Raw genomic sequence first — 16,618 nt, forward strand, 5'->3', positions numbered from 1 at the left:
AGCCGGAGCCGCGCCGCCCGCCGCGCCCGCCGCGCCCGCCGCGCCCGACGCGGCTGCCGTGCCCGACGCGTCCGCGGTGCCCGACCCGTCCGCGGTGGTCGCCAGGCCGGGGGAGACCGCCGACACCGCCGCGCGCGTCGACGGCTTCCAGGTCAGCCTGCCGGAGTTCGAGGGCCCCTTCGACCTGTTGCTCGGCCTGATCGCCAAGCACAAGCTGGACGTCACCACGCTGGCGCTGTCCAAGGTCACCGACGAGTTCATCGCCTACATCCGGGCCCGGGGCGACTCCTGGGACCTGGACATGGCCTCGGAGTTCCTGGTCATCGCCGCCACCCTGCTGGACCTGAAGGCGGCCCGGCTGCTGCCCGCCGCCGAGGTCGAGGACGAGGGCGACCTGGCCCTGCTGGAGGCCCGCGACCTGCTGTTCGCGCGGCTGCTCCAGTACAAGGCCTACAAGCAGGTCGCCAACGAGCTGAGCCGCCGCCACGCCTCGGCCGGCCGGATGTTCCCGCGCTCGGTGAAGCTGGAGCCCTCGTTCGCCGACCTGCTGCCGGAAGTCATCATCAACCTGACGCCCGAGCAGTTCGCCGCGCTGGCGGTGAAGGCGATGACCCCGAGGACACCGCCGGAGGTGTCGGTCACCCACCTGCACGGCAGCAAGGTCAGCGTGCGCGAGCAGGTCGCGGTGCTGATCGCCAAGATGCGCGAGTTCCGCACCGCGACGTTCCAGAAGCTGTGCGAGGACGCGCCGGACACCCTGACGATCGTCGCCCGGTTCCTGGGGCTGCTGGAGCTGTTCCGCGAGGCCGCGGTGCTGTTCGACCAGCCGGACGCCTTCGCCGAGCTGACGGTCTCCTGGACCGGCACCGACGAGGGCGACGTGCGGGTCGCGGTCGACGAGTTCGACCGGAGCGCGCCGGCCGACGAGCAAGAGCAAGAGCAGGATTCGGAAGCGGGAGAGCAGGAATGAGCGACGACGCCTGGGAGTACGAGAGCCCGGAGTACGCCGCTCCCGCGGATGCCGAGGCTCTGACGGCTGCCGAAACCGAAACCGAAGTGGAAGCAGCAGCGGAAACAGAAGCAGAAGCAGCAGCGGAAACGGAAGCAGCAGCAGAAGCGGAAGTAGAAGCGGAAGCGGAAGCTGTTGTGGAGGTCGCCGAGCCCGGAGCCGCCGCGGCCCCCACCCCCGCCACCGTCGGTCTGCCCGCCCAGCGCACCGAGCCCAAGTCCCCGCTGCCCGCTCCCCGCGCGGCGGCCGCCGACGCGGGTATCGCGGCTCTCGACGACGCCACGTGGCAGCTCTCGACCGACATGGCGCCGCTCCCGCCCCTGCGCCAGTGCCTGGAGGCGATCCTCCTCGTGGTCGAGGAGCCGGTCGCCGACGTCGTGCTGGCGCAGATCACCGAGCGGCCCCGCGACGAGGTGGTGCAGACCCTCCAGGAGCTCTCCGCCGAGTACACCGAGCAGCAGCGCGGCTTCGACCTGCGGCAGGTGGCCGGCGGCTGGCGGCTCTACACCCGCGCGGCGTGCGCGCCGCTGGTGGAGAAGTTCGTCCTCGACGGCCAGCAGGCCAAGCTCAGCCAGCCGGCCCTGGAGACCCTCGCCGTCGTCGCCTACCGCCAGCCGGTCAGCCGCTCCCGCATCTCCGCGGTGCGCGGCGTGAACTGCGACGGCGTCATGCGCACCCTGCTGACCCGCGGCCTGATCGAAGAGGCCGGGACCGACGTGGACAGCGGCGCGATCCTGTACCGGACCACGCCGTTGTTCCTGGAGAAGATGGGTATGCAGTCGCTGGAGGAGCTGCCCGCGCTGGCGCCGCTGCTGCCCTCGGTGGAGTCGATGGAAGAGATCGAGACACTGGCCTGAGTCCCCGGCCGGAGAGAGCCGGCCGCAAATGTGTCAGCTGATCGATTGCGGCGGCTCGCGATGCGTTACAGTCCTCCGCCATGACCGATCAACAGTCGCACCAGCAGCCCACGGCTGGTGCCCCTGACGCGGGACAGAACCCGCAGCAGGGTTATATAGCCCCTGGCGCGCAGCAGGGCACTTACGGACAGGCGCAACCGCAGAATCCCTACGGCCTTCCGCCGCAGAACCCCTATGGTGTGCCGACCGCTCCGGCGTACGGGCCGGGCGCCGAGAAGCCCCGCCGCAACTACGGCATGATCTTCCGGGTCGTGGGCATCGTGGCCTTCCTGGGCCTGGTCGGCGGCGGATACCTGGTGCAGAAGCACAACCAGGCCGACCGCAACTCCGACGGCAACATCAGCAAGAAGGGCGACCTCGGCGCGTTCAGTATGAAGGTCGGCGACTGCTTCAAGAAGCCCGCCGACTCGGCGGCCGGGTTCTCGTCGGTGAAGGCGATCCCGTGCGACCAGCCGCACGACGCCCAGGCCTTCTACACCTTCGTGTACCCGGACGCGGGCGACACCCCGCCGGCCGTGGACACGGCGGACGCCGTCAACGAGCCGAAGTGCAAGGACGCCATCGCGGCCAAGCTCGACGAGGGCAAGGTTCCGGACGGCGCGCTCCTGAACATCTACACGCCCGACTCCGCGTCCTGGAAGGCCGGGCACCACGACATCATGTGCGTCATGGAGAACGCCACCGACATCACCGGCAGCGTGATGAAGGGCTGACCGGCCCGGTGTAGCCCGGCTGAACGCGGGCGGACGAGCGAGCGTCGCCGATGGGGGACAATGGAGCCCATGAACACGCCCGCTCGCCGCTCGCAGCCCAGTAAGCCCGCCCCCCGACGTGGTGGAGGCGGCGCAGGCGGCTCCGGCGGCGGAAGCAGCTCGGGCGGCTCCGCCGGTTCCGCCGGCCGCCAGAGCGGCTCCGGCGCGCGTCAGGGCGGCGGCTCCGGCGGCCGTCAGGGCGGCGCCCGGCCGGCCCCGCAGCTCCAGGGCGGCAAGACCGGCACCGGCTCGGCCAAGCCGGCCCGCGACTGGCGCGACTACGACCCGTTCGCCGACCCCAACGAGGAAGGCGTCCGGCTGCAGAAGGTGCTGGCCCAGGCCGGCGTCGGCAGCCGCCGGGTCAGCGAGGACCTGATCGCCGCCGGGCGGGTCGAGGTGGACGGCGAGATCGTCCGGCATCAGGGCATGCGCGTGAACCCGGAGACCGCGGTGATCCGCGTGGACGGGATGCGCATCTCCACCGCCGAGGGCATCGTGCACTTCGCGTTCAACAAGCCGGTCGGCGTGGTCTCCGCGATGGACGACCCGGAGCGGCCGAACCTCGGCGAGTACGTGCGCGGCCGCAACGAGCGCCTGTTCCACGTCGGCCGGCTCGACGTCGACACCGAGGGCCTGATCCTGCTCACCAACGACGGGGAGCTGGCGCACCGCCTGGCGCACCCGTCCTACGAGATCCGCAAGGTCTACCGCGCGCAGGTCTACGGCGTCATCCCCCGGGACCTGGGCAAGCGGCTGCGCGAAGGCGTCGACCTGGAGGACGGCTTGGCCCGCGTCGACCACTTCCGGCTGCTGGACACGGTCGGCAAGAACGCGCTGGTCGAGATCACCATCCACGAGGGCCGCAACCGCATCGTGCGGCGCATCATGGACGCCGTCGGGCTGCCGGTGCGCGGCCTGGTGCGGACCAAGTTCGGCCCGATCTCGCTCGGCGACCAGAAGCCGGAGCGGCTGCGGCCGCTGAACAAGGAAGAGGTCGGCGCCGTCTACAAGGCCGTCGGGCTCTGAGCCGGAAACGAGAACAACGGAAGAGCCCCGGGACCGAGGTCCCGGGGCGCTTCCGTTGTTCGCTGTACTCCGTCACTTCGTCAGACGTGGCCGAGAGTGCCCCGAGGGCCGCCCCTGAGGTCACGCGGCCGTCGCCGCGGTTGCCGTGGTCGCAGCCGCTTGCCGCTGCCGCCGGTCCAGCCGGTACAGATAGTGGGCGAACACCGCCGCCACCAGCGTCACGGCCATCGCCGCCACCGACAGCGCCGCCATCGCGTGCCCGGCCGAGTGCAGGGCCTTGCCCGGCGCCACCGACAGGTACAGCGTGCCCAGGGTCGCGATGCCCACCACCTGGGCCAGCTGGGCGGTGGTGGCCAGGGTGCCGGAGGCGTCCGCGGCGTCCGTGACCGGCACGTTCAGCAGCGCCAGCGTCATGGTCGGCGCGTTGCCCAGGCCGATGCCGAAGCCGAGCACCAGCTGGTCGACGTAGAACCAGCCGCCGCCGTAGCCGCCGTCCTTGAACATCGGGATCTGCGCGGCCATCGCGACCGCCCCGATCAGCAGGCCGACCAGGGCCAGCCGCCGGACCAGGTGCGCCGGGATCTTCCGCCAGTAGAAGCTGACCAGGCCGAAGCTCGCGGCGCAGGGGGCGAAGGCCAGGCCGGTCCGCAGCGCGCTGAAGCCCAGGGCGCCCTGCAGGTGGATCGCCGTGGCGAACAGGTTGCCCGCGTAGACCACCATCACCAGGAAGATCAGGATCAGCGAGGGCTTGATCCCGGGCCGGCGCAGCACCCGGCCCGGCAGGATCGGGGACGCGCCGCGGGCGGCGACCCGGCGCTCGACGGCCAGGAACAGGGCCAGCAGCGGCACGGAGCCGACCAGCAGCACCCAGCCCCACACCGGCCAGTGCTCGTCGTGGCCCAGCACCAGCGGCACCACCAGGGCCAGGATGGTCGGCGACAGGGTCAGCACGCCGGCCAGGTCCACCTTGTTGCCCGCGCCCGTGCTCGGCGGCCGGACCGACGGCAGCGTGCGCGCCGCCACCACCCACAGCACCACGCCGATCGGCACGTTCACCAGGAACACCGGCCGCCAGGACCAGCCGAACAGGTTCGCGGTCACCAGCACGCCGCCGAGCACCTGCCCGACCACGATGCCGCTGGCCAGCACCGCGGTCCAGGCGCTCATCGCCCGGGCCCGGGCCTCGCCCTGGAAGGTCTGCTGGATCAGGCTCAGCACCTGCGGCAGCATGACCGCCGCGGCCACGCCCTGGACGACGCGGAAGGTGATCAGCTGCCCGGTGTTCTGGGCCACGCCGCAGGCCAGGGAGGCGACGGTGAAGCCGGCCAGGCCGGCCTTGAACAGGCGCTCGTGGCCCAGGATGCGGCCCAGGCGCGCGCCGGTCACCAGCAGCACCGCGTAGGCGATGATGTAGCCGGCGGCCACCATCTGGAGCCCGGCGCCGGAGGCGTGCAGCTTCTCGTGGATGCTCGGCAGGGCCACGTTGACGATGCTGCCGTCGAGCAGGGCCATGAAGTAGCCGACCAGGATGGTGGCCAGGATCAGGCCGGGGCGCTTGGGCGCGCCGGCCGGTGAATCAGGTTTGACCTTTTCCGCGGTCTGCGGATCGGCGGTGGAGAGCACCGTCCTGGAGGCGCGCTCGGCGGTCGTCGCGCGGTTCGGCTGGTTCATGGTCTCGGTCACAACACCAGGATGGGCCGAACTTTATCGTGGTACCAGGAGTCCGCTTATCCTAGTACCGACACTACCTGGCACCAGGATGCCGACCGAGGCATAGTGGTAGTCGTGAGCATCGACACCAGCATCCCAGCTGTCGCCCGACTGCGGGCGCCGGAACCGTCCACGGATCGGGACCCGGCCCCGCGCAGGCGCTCCGAGCTGGCCTCCTTCCTGCGCAGCCGGCGCGAGCGGCTGGACCCGGAGGTGCTCGGGCTGCCGACCGGCACCCGCCGCCGGACCCCGGGCCTGCGCCGCGAGGAGGTGGCGCAGCTGGCCGGGGTGGGGGTGACCTGGTACACCTGGCTCGAACAGGGCCGGCAGATCAACGCCAGCGTGCAGGTGCTGGACGCGGTGGCCCGGACCCTGAAGCTGGACCAGGCCGAGACCGAGCACCTGTACCGGCTGGCCGACGTGCCCGCGGTGCCGGCGGTCGGCAACTGCCGGCGGCTGGACCCGGAGGTGCAGCAGATCCTGGACGCGCTGCGGCCGCTGCCGGCCGCGGTGACCAACGGCCGCAGCGACGTGCTGGCCTGGAACCGCTCCTACGCGCTGCTGTTCCCGTTCCTGGTCAACGCGCCGGAGGACAAGCGCAACAGCATGTGGCAGGTGTTCACCGCCCCGGAGTGCTGCCACCCCTTCGTGAACCGCAAGGAGGAGCTGGGCCGGATGGTCGCGAACTTCCGGGCCCGCTACGGCCGCCACGTCGGCGAGCCGGCCTGGGACGAGTTCGTGAAGCGGCTGTGCGCGGCCAGCCCGGAGTTCGCCGAGCTGTGGGCCGAGCACAGCGTCGCGGAGGGCGGCGTGCGGGTCAAGACCTTCCGGCACCCGGCGCTCGGCGACATGAACGTGGTGGTGACCACGCTGGAGGTGGCCGCGAACCCGGGCGTCCGGATGATGGTCTACACCCCGAACGACGACGCCACCCGGGACCGGATCGAGCTGCTGCGCCAGGACTCGCTGGAGAGCGGCCACACCTACGCCTGCGGGCACTCGTTCGAGGCGCCGCCGCTGGCCGAGCTGCCCTCGCCGGTCTCGCCGTGCCCGGAGATGGCGGGCATCCGGCTCGCCCTCGGAACGGAGCGCGGGACCGCCCTGTAGACCCGCCGGTCCAGCACGATTTGAGGTGCGCCGGCCGCCGCTCCGGCCCCGTTCCAGGTCCTGGCCTGGGGCGATGGGGAGCGGCGGGCCGGCGCCGTCTCGATCGGCGGGACACCGGACCGGTGCGCGAGACGTCGGGGGCCGCCGATCAGTAGGCTTGGCCGCATGGCAGTGCGGGCGGTACGAGGCGCGATCCAGCTCGACCATGACGACCGGGACCACTTGCTGGCCGGCGTCACAGACCTGATCAAGGCGGTGCTCGAACAGAACAATCTCGCCGTGGACGATCTGATCAGCATGCTGTTCACGGCGACCCCGGATCTGCACAGCGAGTTCCCGGCGCTGGCCGCGCGGGAGCTGGGGATCGTGGACGTTCCCTTGATGTGCGCGGCCGAGATCGACGTCGTCGGCGCGATGCCGAGGGTGGTCCGGCTGCTGGCGCACGTGGACACGCTGCGCGGCAAGAACGAGATCCAGCACGTCTACCTCGGTGGCGCCGCCGCCCTCCGCAAGGACATCGCGCAGTAACCCACGGTCGTGGCCGATAGGGTTCCCTACATGCGTTCTGCCCTTGTCGTCGGCACCGGTCTGATCGGCACCTCCCTCGCGTTGGCGCTCTCCCGCCGAGGCGTGGACGTGTACCTCAGCGACGCCGACGAATCCGCCGCGCGAACCGCCGCCTCCCTGGGCGCGGGCCGCGCAGTGCTCCCGTCCCAGCCGGTCGACCTGGCCGTGCTGGCCGTGCCGCCGGCGCGGATAGCGGAAGTGCTGGCGAAGGGGCAGCAGGAGGACTGGGCCCGGGTGTTCACCGACGTCGGTTCGGTGAAGGCCCGGCTGCACGACGCCGCCGCGGTCGCGGGGGCGGACCTGTCCCGGTTCATCGGCGGCCACCCGCTGGCCGGCCGCGAGCGCTCCGGCCCGCTGGCCGGGCGCGCCGACCTGTTCGAGGGCCGGCCCTGGGTGCTGACCCCGGGCCCGACCACCTCCCGCGACGCCCTGAACCAGGCCCTGGAGCTGGTCTCGCTGTGCGGGGCGGTGCCGGTGGTGATGGACACCGACGAGCACGACCACGCCGTGGCGCTGATCTCGCACGCCCCGCACCTGGTGGCGGCGCTGATGGCGGCCCGGCTGGAGAACGCCCGCGAGGAGTCGGTCCGGATCTCCGGCACCGGTATCCGGGACCTGACCCGCATCGCCGGCGGCGCCCCGGAGCTGTGGGAGGACATCCTGGCCGCCAACGCCCCGGCGATCGCCGAGGTGCTGGCCGCCTACGCCGACGATCTGACCGCCGCGGTCCAGGCGCTGCACGCCGTCGCGGGGCCGGACGCCGAGGCCGCCAAGCGCGGCGCAGCGGACCTGGCCGACCTGCTGCGGCGCGGCAACGCCGGACACGCGCGGATCCCCGGCAAGCACGGCGCGACTTCGGCCTCTTACGCGGTCGTTCCGGTCCTGATCTCCGACCGGCCGGGAGAGCTGGCGCGGCTGTTCGCGGCGGCCGGGAGCGCCGGGGTGAACATCGAGGACGTGCGGATCGACCACTCGCCGGGGCGCGAGGCGGGCCTGGTGGAGCTGCTGGTCGACCCCACGGTCGCCGACCGGTTCGCGACCAGTCTGGGCGCTGCCGGGTGGACCGTGCAGGCGTGAGGACCGGCCCTTTCCCGGTACGGCCCACGCCCTGACGGCCCCACCGTCTACGGTGGACACCTATGCGATTCCTGCACACCGCCGACTGGCAGCTCGGCATGGGCCGCCGGTTCCTGGACCGCGAGCGCCAGGGACAGTTCGACGCCGCGCGGCGGGACGTGCTCGGCACGCTCGGTCGGCTGGCCGTGTCCGAGGGCTGCGAGGCGATCGTGGTCGGCGGCGACGTGTTCGAGACGAACACCGAGTCGGCGCGGACGGTGCGGCAGGCCCTGGAGAAGCTGCGCGGGGTCCCGGTTCCGGTGTTCCTGCTGCCGGGCAACCATGATCCGCTGAACGCGGCCTCGATCTGGGACTCCGAGCGGTTCCGCGAGGCCTGCCCGGAGAACGTGACGGTGCTGCGCGACGAGACGCCGGTGGCGGTGCGGCCCGGGTTCGAGGTGGTCGGCGCGCCGTGGCGGTCGAAGCGGCCGACGTCGGACCTGCTCGGGGACCTGCTCACCGGGCTGGAGCCGGCGCCGGCGGGCGTGCTGCGGGTCGCGGTCGGGCACGGCGCGGTCGACGCGGTGGCGCCGCAGGCCGATCCGGTCGCGGCGATCCGGCTGGCGGCGGTGCAGGCCGCGCTGAACGCCGGGAAGGCGCACTACGTCGCCCTCGGCGACCGGCATTCGACCACTGAGGTGGCGCCCCGGGTGTGGTACTCCGGCGCCCCGGAGCCGACCGACTTCGACGAGGTGGACGCGGGCAACGTGCTGGTGGTCGAGCTCGACGAGGCCGATCCGGCGCGGCCCCCCGAGGTGCGGCGGCACCGCGTCGGCAGCTGGCGGTTCGAGCAGGTGGCGGTCGAGCTCAACGGCGCCGCCGACGTCGCGGACCTGCGCGCGCGCCTGATGGCGATGCCCGACAAGGACCGGACCATCCTGAACTTCGCCCTGCGCGGCACGCTGTCGGTGGCCGACAAGGGCGCCCTGGACGCGCTCCGCGAACAGGTCGCCGACCTGTTCGCCGGCCACCGCGACTCCGCCAGCCGCTCGGACCTGGCGGTCAGCCCGGCCGACGGCGACTTCGACGGCCTCGGGCTGACCGGCTTCGCGGCGCTGGCCCTGGCCGACCTGCGCGAGCTGGCGACGGGCGGCGACGAGGACGCGGCGCACCGCGCGTCGGACGCGCTGGGCCTGCTGGTGCGCCTGTCCGGGAGGGCTTCGTGAGACTGCTGCGGATCCGGCTGACCGACTTCCGCGGCGTCGCCGACCGGGAGCTGACGTTCGCCGAGCGGGGCGTGACCCTCGTCGAGGGCCCGAACGAGTCCGGCAAGAGCAGCACCATCGAGGCCTTCGGGCTGCTGCTGGACGAACTGGACTCCTCCAAGAAGGAGGCGGTCCGCGCGGTCAAGCCCCGGCACCGCGACGCCGGCCCGGAGGTGGAGGCCGAGTTCCGGGTCGGGGGCCACCACCTGGTGTACCGCAAGCGCTGGCTGCTGCGGTCGCTGACCGAGCTGCGGGTGCTGGCCCCGGCGCCGGAGACGCTCACCGGCCGCGAGGCGCACGAGCGGGTCGTCGCGATCCTGAGCCAGGCCACCGACTACGACCTGTTCAAAGCCCTGCGGGTGCTCCAGGACAAGCCCTTCGACGTCGACCGCATCGCCACCAGCACCTCGCTGCGCGCCGCCCTGGACGCCGCGGCCGGCGGCGCCGGCCCGTCCGACCGCGCCGAGGACACGCTGGTGGAGCGCGTCGAGAAGGAGGTCGCCCGCTACTACACGCCCAAGCACCAGCAGCCGACCGGCGAGTACCGCGCGGCCCTGGACGCGTACGCGGCCGCGGTGCGGGAGGCCGACGAGCTGTCCGAGGCCCTGGCCCGCGTCGAGTCCGACGCCGAGCGGCACAGCGAGGTCTTCGCCCGCCTGGGCCGCTTGCAGCAGCGGTTGGCCAAGGACCGCGGCGAGCACGAGAAGCTGCGCGAGAACGCCGCGATCGTGGAGACGCTGCGGCGGCGCCGCGAAGAGGCGACAGCCCTCGTCGAGCGCGCGGAGCGGGACGCCGAGCTGGCGGCGAGCGCGCGGGAGGCTCGGCAGACGCTGGTGCTGACCGTGGGCGACCACGCGACCGACCTGAAGAAGCTCCGCGCCGACATCGAGGCCCAGGCCGAGGTCCGCGCGAAGGCCGAGGCCCGCCGCAACGGAGTCCTGGCGATGCACCAGGAAGCCGACGAGGCCCACCGCCTCGCCCTGCGCCGCCTCCAGGAAGCGGACGCCGACCACCGGTGGCAGCGCGACGCCCACGAGCTGGAGCGGATCAAGGCCGACCGGGAAGCGGTCGCCGAAGCCGACCGGGACGTGGCCGCGGCCCAGGCCGAACAGGCGGCCACCGAGATCGACGACCGCCTGGTCGACCGGATCGAGGCCGCCGACCGCGCCGTCCGCGACGCCCGCACCGCGATCGAGGTGACCGCGGCGACGGTGCGGATCGAGCGCCTCGGCGAGGGCGAGGTGACGGTGTCGGGGGCGGCGGTCGCGGGGGGCGTGTCAGTGCCGGCGGCTCGTGCGGAGCAGGCTGACACGGCGACGGCGGTCGCGGCGGCGGGATCAGCCGACGGCGAGAGTGCCGATGGCGCTGAGGGCCTTGGGGGCGCTCAGAGTACGGTCGCGGCTGTCGCCGGGACTGCCGGGCACGGAGCGGCTGTCGGCGGCGTCGGCTCGATCGGATTTGTCGCTCCTGGCGCGGCGCGCACCACCGTGCCCAGCACCGAGCCCGTCGTCCGTCGCATCACCGACCCTCTGGTCATCGAAGCTGCCGGGGTCCTGCGCATCACCCTCGCTCCCGGCGCCAGCGAGCGCGAACTCCGCGCCAAGCTCGACCTCGCCGAAGCCGATCTCGCCGACCTCTGCCGGCAGGCCGGCGTCCGCGATCTCGCTTCTGCGCGGGTCCGCCTCCAGCGCCACTCCGATGCCCGCACCTCGCTCCGCGCCGCCGAGACCGCGCGCGACCGGCTCAGCAAGGACCCCTCGGCGCTCGCCGACGAGCAGGCGCGCCTTGAGACCCGCATCGCCGACCATCTCGATCGTCGCGATCCCGGCACCCTGCCGCCCGTCGACCGGCACGAGGCCGAGACCGTCGCCGAGCACCGGCGTGCCGAGTCCGAGGAGGCCGCCGCCCACCTCGACCTGGCCGCCGCCGCGCTGCGCACCGCCGCGGTCGAGGCCGGCGAGCTGGCCGCCGCCGCCGAGAACCTCCGCGGCCGCGCCGACCACCTCGCCGCCGAGCACGAGGCCGCGCGGGCCCGGCTCGCCCAGGCGCGCGCCGTCGCTGACGACGACGCGATCGAGTCCCGGGACGGCGACGCCGCCAAGGCGCTCGCCACCGCCGTGCAGGACCGCGCCGCGCACGACGCCGCCTATCGCGAGGCCGCGCCGGAGCAGGTGGACTGGCTGCTGACCAATGCCCGGGGCGTGCTGACCCGGACCGAGGCCGAGATCGCCGAGGCGCGGGGCGAGTTGCAGCGGCTGGCGGGCCGGTTGGAGACCGTCGGGGACGATCTGGCCGACCGGCGCCGGGAGGCCGAGGCGCGGCGGGACGTCGCCGACCGGGAGCGGCGGGCCGTGACCGCCCGGGCCGAGGCCGCGCGCCTGCTCCAGGAGACGCTGCTCCGGCGGCGGGCCGAGGCCACCGAGGCCTATCAGGGCCCGTTCAAGGAGCAGGTCGAGCGGTTCGGGCGGCTGGTGTTCGGGCCCTCCTTCGGCGTCACCGTGGACGGCGACCTGCGGGTCTCGCACCGCACGCTGCACGGCCGCACCGACCCCTACCCCGAGCTGTCGACCGGCGCGCGGGAGGCGGTGGCGATGTGCGTGCGGCTGGCGTGCGCCGCGCTCGTCGGGCCGGAGGGCGGCGTGCCGGTGCTGATCGACGACGCGCTCGGGGCCGCCGACCCCGACCGGCGCCGGACTCTCGGCGCGCTGCTGTCCCACGCCGGTTCCGCCGGCGGCGTCGCGGGGGCCGACAGCACCGACGGAACCGCCACGCCCGGAGCCCAGATCGTCGTCTTCACGTGTGATCCCGACCGCTACAGTTCGGTCGGATCGGCGCAAGTCCGCTCACTGGTCCAGAATGGCGATCGTGAGAACAGCCCGTCCGAGTGATCCGCTGACGCCCAGCGAACTCCAGAAACAGCGCGGTATGCGCCGGATGAAGTCCGTGGCGACCGGGTTCCTGCTGGGCGCGGCCGTGGTCTACATCACGATGAAGATCCTCCAGAACCACGGCGTCACCGGCTGGACCGGCTACGTCGAGGCCGCGGCCGAGGCCGGCATGGTCGGCGGCCTGGCCGACTGGTTCGCGGTCACCGCGCTGTTCAAGCACCCGCTGGGGCTGCCGATCCCGCACACCGCGATCATCCCGAACCGCAAGGACCAGTTCGGCGAGGGGCTCGGCACGTTCGTCGGCGAGAACTTCCTGTCCGAGAACGTCATCCGCGGCCGGCTGTCCTCGCTCGGCATCTCCAAGCGCACCGGCCAGTGGCTGGCGCAGCCGGAGAACGCCGCCCGCGTCACCAAGGAGCTGGCCACGGCGGTGCGCGGGGTGCTGGCCGTGCTGCGGGACGAGGACATCCAGAAGATCCTGAGCGAGGCCGTCACCTCCCGGCTGGCCAAGGCCGACCTGGCGGTGCCGCTGGGCGGGCTGCTGGAGCGGTTCGCCGCGTCCGGCGGCCACCACGAGCTGGTCGACACGCTCGCCGCGCGCGCCCACGACTGGCTGGAGGCGAACCCGGAGGCGATCGAGAACACGGTGTCCAGCGAGGCGCCGCTGTGGTCGCCGCGCTTCCTGGACGACGCCGTCGCCCGCCGCATCCAGCGCGAGCTGGTGAAGCTGGCGGCGAACGTCCGCGACGACCGGCACCACGCGCTGCGCAAGACCCTGGACCGGTTCCTGATCGATTACGCGCAGGAGCTGAAGACGGACCCGGACACCGGGCGCAAGGTGGAGGGCCTCAAGACCGAGCTGCTCAACCACCCCGAGCTGCAAAGCCTGGTGGCCTCCGGCTGGACCGCGATGCGGCAGGCGGTGATAGCCGCCTCGGAGGACCCGGACAGCGACCTCCAGACCCGGGCCCGCGAGGGACTGCGGACCCTGGGCCGCCGGCTGGAGAGCGACGTCCGGCTCCAGGAGAAGGCCGACGGCTGGGTCCGCGAGGTCGCGGTGCACCTGGTGACCACCTACCGCGACCAGATCACGTCGCTGATCACCGACACCGTGGCGGCCTGGGACGGCCCGGCCACCTCCCGCAAGATAGAGCTCCAGGTGGGACGTGACCTGCAGTTCATCCGGATCAACGGCACCGTGGTCGGCGCGCTGGCCGGTCTGGTGATCTACACGCTGTCGCAGCTGGCGTTCTGAGCGGGACGGCGCAGGGCTGTGTGGGCCGGTCCTGGCATGCGCGGCCGGGTCTTGCGCGGCCGAGTCCTGCGCGGCCCGGTCTTGCGCGGTCCCAGCCTCGGGGTCCGAATCGGCCCGCCCGCATCCGCTGACAGCAGAACGGCTGGCCCGGTCGCGCACCCCGCTGCCAGGGTGGAGCCATGAGACTGTTGATTGTCGGCGGCAGCCGCTTCCTGGGCCGGGCCGTGGCCGAGACCGCCCTGGCGGCCGGCCACGAGGTCACCGTGTTCAACCGTGGCCGCTCCGCCCCGGACGTCCCCGGCGTCACGGCGGTACGCGGCGACCGGGAGTCCGAGGCCGACCTGGAGCGCCTTGCCGGGCACGGGCCCTGGGACGCGATCGTCGACACCAGCGGCTATGTCCCGCAGGTCGTCGGGCGTTCGGCCCGCGCGCTGGCCGGCAGCTCCCCGGTCTACGTCTTCATGTCCACCTGCTCGGTCTTCACCGACTGGCCGCTGCGCCCGCTCGCCGACGACAGCCCGGTCTACGCCTGCCCGCCGGACGCCGGCCCCGACGACGGCGACTACGGCGCCCTCAAAGCCGGCTGCGAGCGCGCCGTGGACCGCGACTTCCCCGGCCGCACGCTGCACCTGCGCCTGGGACTGCTGCTGGGCCCGTACGAGGACGTCGGCCGCCTCCCCACGCTGCTGCTGCGCATCGCCGACGCTGGCGGCGCCCGCGACGAGCGGGTGCTGGCCCCGGGCGACCCGGCGTATCAGGTCCGGCCGATCGACGTGCGCGACGTCGCGCGGTTCACGCTGGGCGCGATCGAGCAGCGGCTGCGGGGCGCGTACTTGGTCACCGGCACCCCGGCCAGTGCCACCACCTACGGGGAACTCCTTCAGTCCTGCATCGACGCCACCGGCTCCCCGGCCCGCCTGGAGTGGGTCGACGGCGCCTTCCTGACGCGGCACAACGTGGCGATGTGGACCGAGCTGCCGCTATGGGTCCCGCCGGAGGACGTGCCTTGGGACAACGACACCTCCCGCGCCGAGGCCGCCGGACTGCGCTGCCGTCCGCTCCGTGAGACGGTGGCCGACACCTGGGCGTGGCTGGCGGCCGACGACGGGAAGGTGCGGCACTCCTACCGCCCGAACCGGCCGCACGGCCTGGACCAGGACCGGGAGCGGGAAGTGCTGGCCGCCTGGGACGCCGAGAAGGCGAGCGGCTCAGCGGGCTGACGGTTCTCCGGACCATGCCGCCGGGACGTCGAACCGTCCACGGAGTGGGCGGCCCGAGGAACCAGGAAGATTTCCGCCCGCCCGACGGGTTGTCGCTGTCGGAGGGGAGCACCGTGGCGATGGCGACACATCCATCGCCACGGTCCCCGCCGCCGCGCCGGCCCGCCCGGCCCGCCGCCGCGCCGCCGTGCTGGCGGTCCGAACTCAGCCGGCGGTCCGGACTCAGCCGGAGACCGGCAGCACCGACGACGGCGTGGTGATCGGGTACGGCGCGCCGACCGGCGTCAGCCGCCCGGTCCCGGCGTCCACCCGGAACACCGTGATCGAGTCCGAGCGCTGGTTCGCGCTGAACAGCAGGCCGCCGTCCGGGGACAGCACGATGTCCCGGGGCCAGGAGCCGCCGGCCGGCACCACCTCGACCGGCTCCAGCCCGGCGCCGTCCTCCAGCACCGCGAACACCGCGATCGTGTCGTCGACACGGTTGGCGGTGTAGACGAAGCGGTCGTCGGCCGACACCCGGATCGCGGCGCACCAGCACTCGCCGCCGCGCTCGCGGTCGGCGGCCGCCCGGGAGTCGACGGCGGCCCCGGCCTTGCCGATGCCCCCGGCCTCGTCCCACGAGCACACCAGGACCGTGCCGGCCAGCTCGTTGATCAGGTAGAAGTACCGGCCCGAGCCGTGGAAGGCCAGGTGCCGGGGCCCGGAGCCGGGCGGCACCGCGATGACGCCGTGCTGGGCCAGCCGCCCGGCGGCGGCGTCGTACTCGTACACGTACACCGAGTCGGTGCCCAGGTCGACCGACAGCACCCAGCGCCCGGACGGGGTGACCACCACCTGGTGCGCGTGCGGGCCCTCCTGCCGGTCGGTGCGCGGCCCGGACCCGCTGTGCCGGATGAGCTGCGCCGGCTCGGACCCGCTCACCCGGCCCTGCTCGTCCAGCGGGAACACCGCCACCGAGCCGGAGGTGTAGTTCGCGACGAACAGCGTCGTGCCGTCCGGGTGCAGCGCCAGGTGGCACGGATCGGCGCCGCCGCTGGCCGTCTTGTCCCGCACGTCCGACCCACCCTCGGCGACCGTGAACCGCGCCGAGGCGACCCGTCCCTCCGGCTGCTGCTCCACCACCGCCGTCAGCACCCCGCGCGCGTCGTCGTGGACGACGAAGGACGGGTCGGCGATGTCCACGACGGACACCGGGGACAGGGCGCCGTCGGCGTCGCAGCGCAGGCAGTGCACGCCCGCGCCGTAGCCGCCGACCAGAAGATACGAATTCGCAGAGTCGACCATGGTCCGTATTCTCACCCAAACACCGGGGTCCGTCTCACTGGAGGGCTGCTTTGGGGTCCGGCTTCCCGATACCGGAAGTCGGTATCGATGCTGCGCCGGAAGCTATTTCCGGGCTGATCCTGGCGGGCCGGATCCGAGGGAGGGGCTGTGAGGGAGATCACAGCCCCTCCCTCCGGAGCAAATACCCTAGGGGGGTATAGTAAACGGCATGATCGAGCTGACTGTGATCGACAACGACGTGGCCGCCGCCGCTTCCTGTTCCTGCTGCACCCCGTCTGCCGAGTCCGCCACGTCCGCCGAGTCCGTCGAGCCGAAGGAGGCCACCGTGTCCGAGAACACGACCATCGCCGTCTACACCGTCTCCGGGATGACCTGCGGCCACTGCGTGAAGTCGGTGACCGAGGAGGTGAGCGCCCTGGCCGGCGTCACCAAGGTCGACGTCGAGCTGGCCTCCGGGAAGGTCACCGTCACCAGTGCCGCGCCGCTGGCCGACAAGGACGTCGAGGCCGCCGTCGACGAGGCCGGCTACACGCTCGTGCACTGAGTCCGACCCCCGCAGGCC

General features: G+C 73.2%; 14 protein-coding genes. 12 read left to right on the top strand and 2 right to left on the bottom strand.

The window, feature by feature from the left end; translation table 11 throughout:
* From ABD481_RS36495 to ABD481_RS36510, 4 genes are all read left to right on the top strand, one after another.
* Positions 1-970 (top strand): segregation and condensation protein A (locus ABD481_RS36495; protein WP_344670425.1); only part of this gene is annotated, 970 nt, incomplete at its 5' end.
* Entirely contained in the window at positions 967-1,866 is a 900-nt protein-coding gene (gene scpB / locus ABD481_RS47535) for an SMC-Scp complex subunit ScpB (RefSeq protein ID WP_425559380.1), read from the top strand. The genes ABD481_RS36495 and scpB, both read left to right, overlap by 4 nt.
* 80 nt (positions 1,867-1,946) lie before the next feature.
* A complete protein-coding gene (locus tag ABD481_RS36505) occupies positions 1,947-2,639 on the top strand; it encodes a septum formation family protein (protein ID WP_344670426.1) in 693 nt (230 codons plus the stop codon).
* A 69-nt stretch (positions 2,640-2,708) separates the two neighbouring features.
* Positions 2,709-3,704: a pseudouridine synthase gene (locus ABD481_RS36510; protein ID WP_344670427.1), complete on the top strand. Its 996-nt coding sequence runs from the start codon at positions 2,709-2,711 to the stop codon at positions 3,702-3,704.
* A 120-nt stretch (positions 3,705-3,824) separates the two neighbouring features.
* On the opposite strand, the gene ABD481_RS36515 is transcribed toward ABD481_RS36510, so the two are convergent.
* Positions 3,825-5,387, bottom strand: a complete 1,563-nt coding sequence (locus ABD481_RS36515; RefSeq protein WP_344670428.1) for an MFS transporter — start codon at positions 5,385-5,387, stop codon at positions 3,825-3,827.
* Between the two features lie 102 nt (positions 5,388-5,489).
* Between ABD481_RS36515 and ABD481_RS36520 the strand changes: the two genes are divergently transcribed.
* The 7 genes from ABD481_RS36520 to ABD481_RS36550 all read left to right on the top strand — a co-directional run bounded on the left by ABD481_RS36520 (position 5,490) and on the right by ABD481_RS36550 (position 14,772).
* On the top strand, positions 5,490-6,521 hold the full coding sequence (locus ABD481_RS36520) for a helix-turn-helix transcriptional regulator (RefSeq protein ID WP_344670429.1): 1,032 nt from the start codon (positions 5,490-5,492) through the stop codon (positions 6,519-6,521).
* 165 nt (positions 6,522-6,686) lie between these two features.
* A complete protein-coding gene (aroH, locus tag ABD481_RS36525) occupies positions 6,687-7,049 on the top strand; it encodes a chorismate mutase (protein ID WP_344670430.1) in 363 nt (120 codons plus the stop codon).
* Positions 7,050-7,079: 30 nt separating this feature from the next.
* The gene (locus ABD481_RS36530; protein ID WP_344670431.1) at positions 7,080-8,165 is read left to right on the top strand and encodes a prephenate dehydrogenase; all 1,086 of its coding nucleotides are present in this window, start codon (positions 7,080-7,082) and stop codon (positions 8,163-8,165) included.
* 62 nt (positions 8,166-8,227) lie between these two features.
* A complete protein-coding gene (locus tag ABD481_RS36535) occupies positions 8,228-9,370 on the top strand; it encodes a metallophosphoesterase family protein (protein WP_344670432.1) in 1,143 nt (380 codons plus the stop codon).
* On the top strand, positions 9,367-12,297 hold the full coding sequence (locus ABD481_RS36540) for an AAA family ATPase (protein WP_344670433.1): 2,931 nt from the start codon (positions 9,367-9,369) through the stop codon (positions 12,295-12,297). The genes ABD481_RS36535 and ABD481_RS36540 overlap by 4 nt, the downstream gene beginning before the upstream one ends.
* Positions 12,266-13,552: a DUF445 domain-containing protein gene (locus tag ABD481_RS36545; RefSeq protein ID WP_344670434.1), complete on the top strand. Its 1,287-nt coding sequence runs from the start codon at positions 12,266-12,268 to the stop codon at positions 13,550-13,552. Before ABD481_RS36540 ends, ABD481_RS36545 begins: the two co-directional genes overlap by 32 nt.
* Before the next feature lie 179 nt (positions 13,553-13,731).
* A complete protein-coding gene (locus tag ABD481_RS36550) occupies positions 13,732-14,772 on the top strand; it encodes an NAD-dependent epimerase/dehydratase family protein (RefSeq protein WP_344670435.1) in 1,041 nt (346 codons plus the stop codon).
* Between the two features lie 222 nt (positions 14,773-14,994).
* Here ABD481_RS36550 and ABD481_RS36555 read toward each other — a convergent pair whose 3' ends face one another.
* Positions 14,995-16,056, bottom strand: coding sequence for a lactonase family protein (locus ABD481_RS36555; RefSeq protein ID WP_344670436.1), 1,062 nt, complete (start codon positions 16,054-16,056; stop codon positions 14,995-14,997).
* 208 nt (positions 16,057-16,264) lie between these two features.
* On the opposite strand from ABD481_RS36555, the gene ABD481_RS36560 reads away from it, so the two are divergent.
* Positions 16,265-16,600 (top strand): heavy-metal-associated domain-containing protein, encoded by a 336-nt coding sequence (locus ABD481_RS36560; protein WP_344670437.1) that lies wholly within the window; start codon positions 16,265-16,267, stop codon positions 16,598-16,600.
* Positions 16,601-16,618: the final 18 nt, after the last annotated feature.

Source organism: Catenulispora yoronensis, from assembly GCF_039531695.1.
Taxonomy (GTDB): domain Bacteria; phylum Actinomycetota; class Actinomycetes; order Streptomycetales; family Catenulisporaceae; genus Catenulispora; species Catenulispora yoronensis.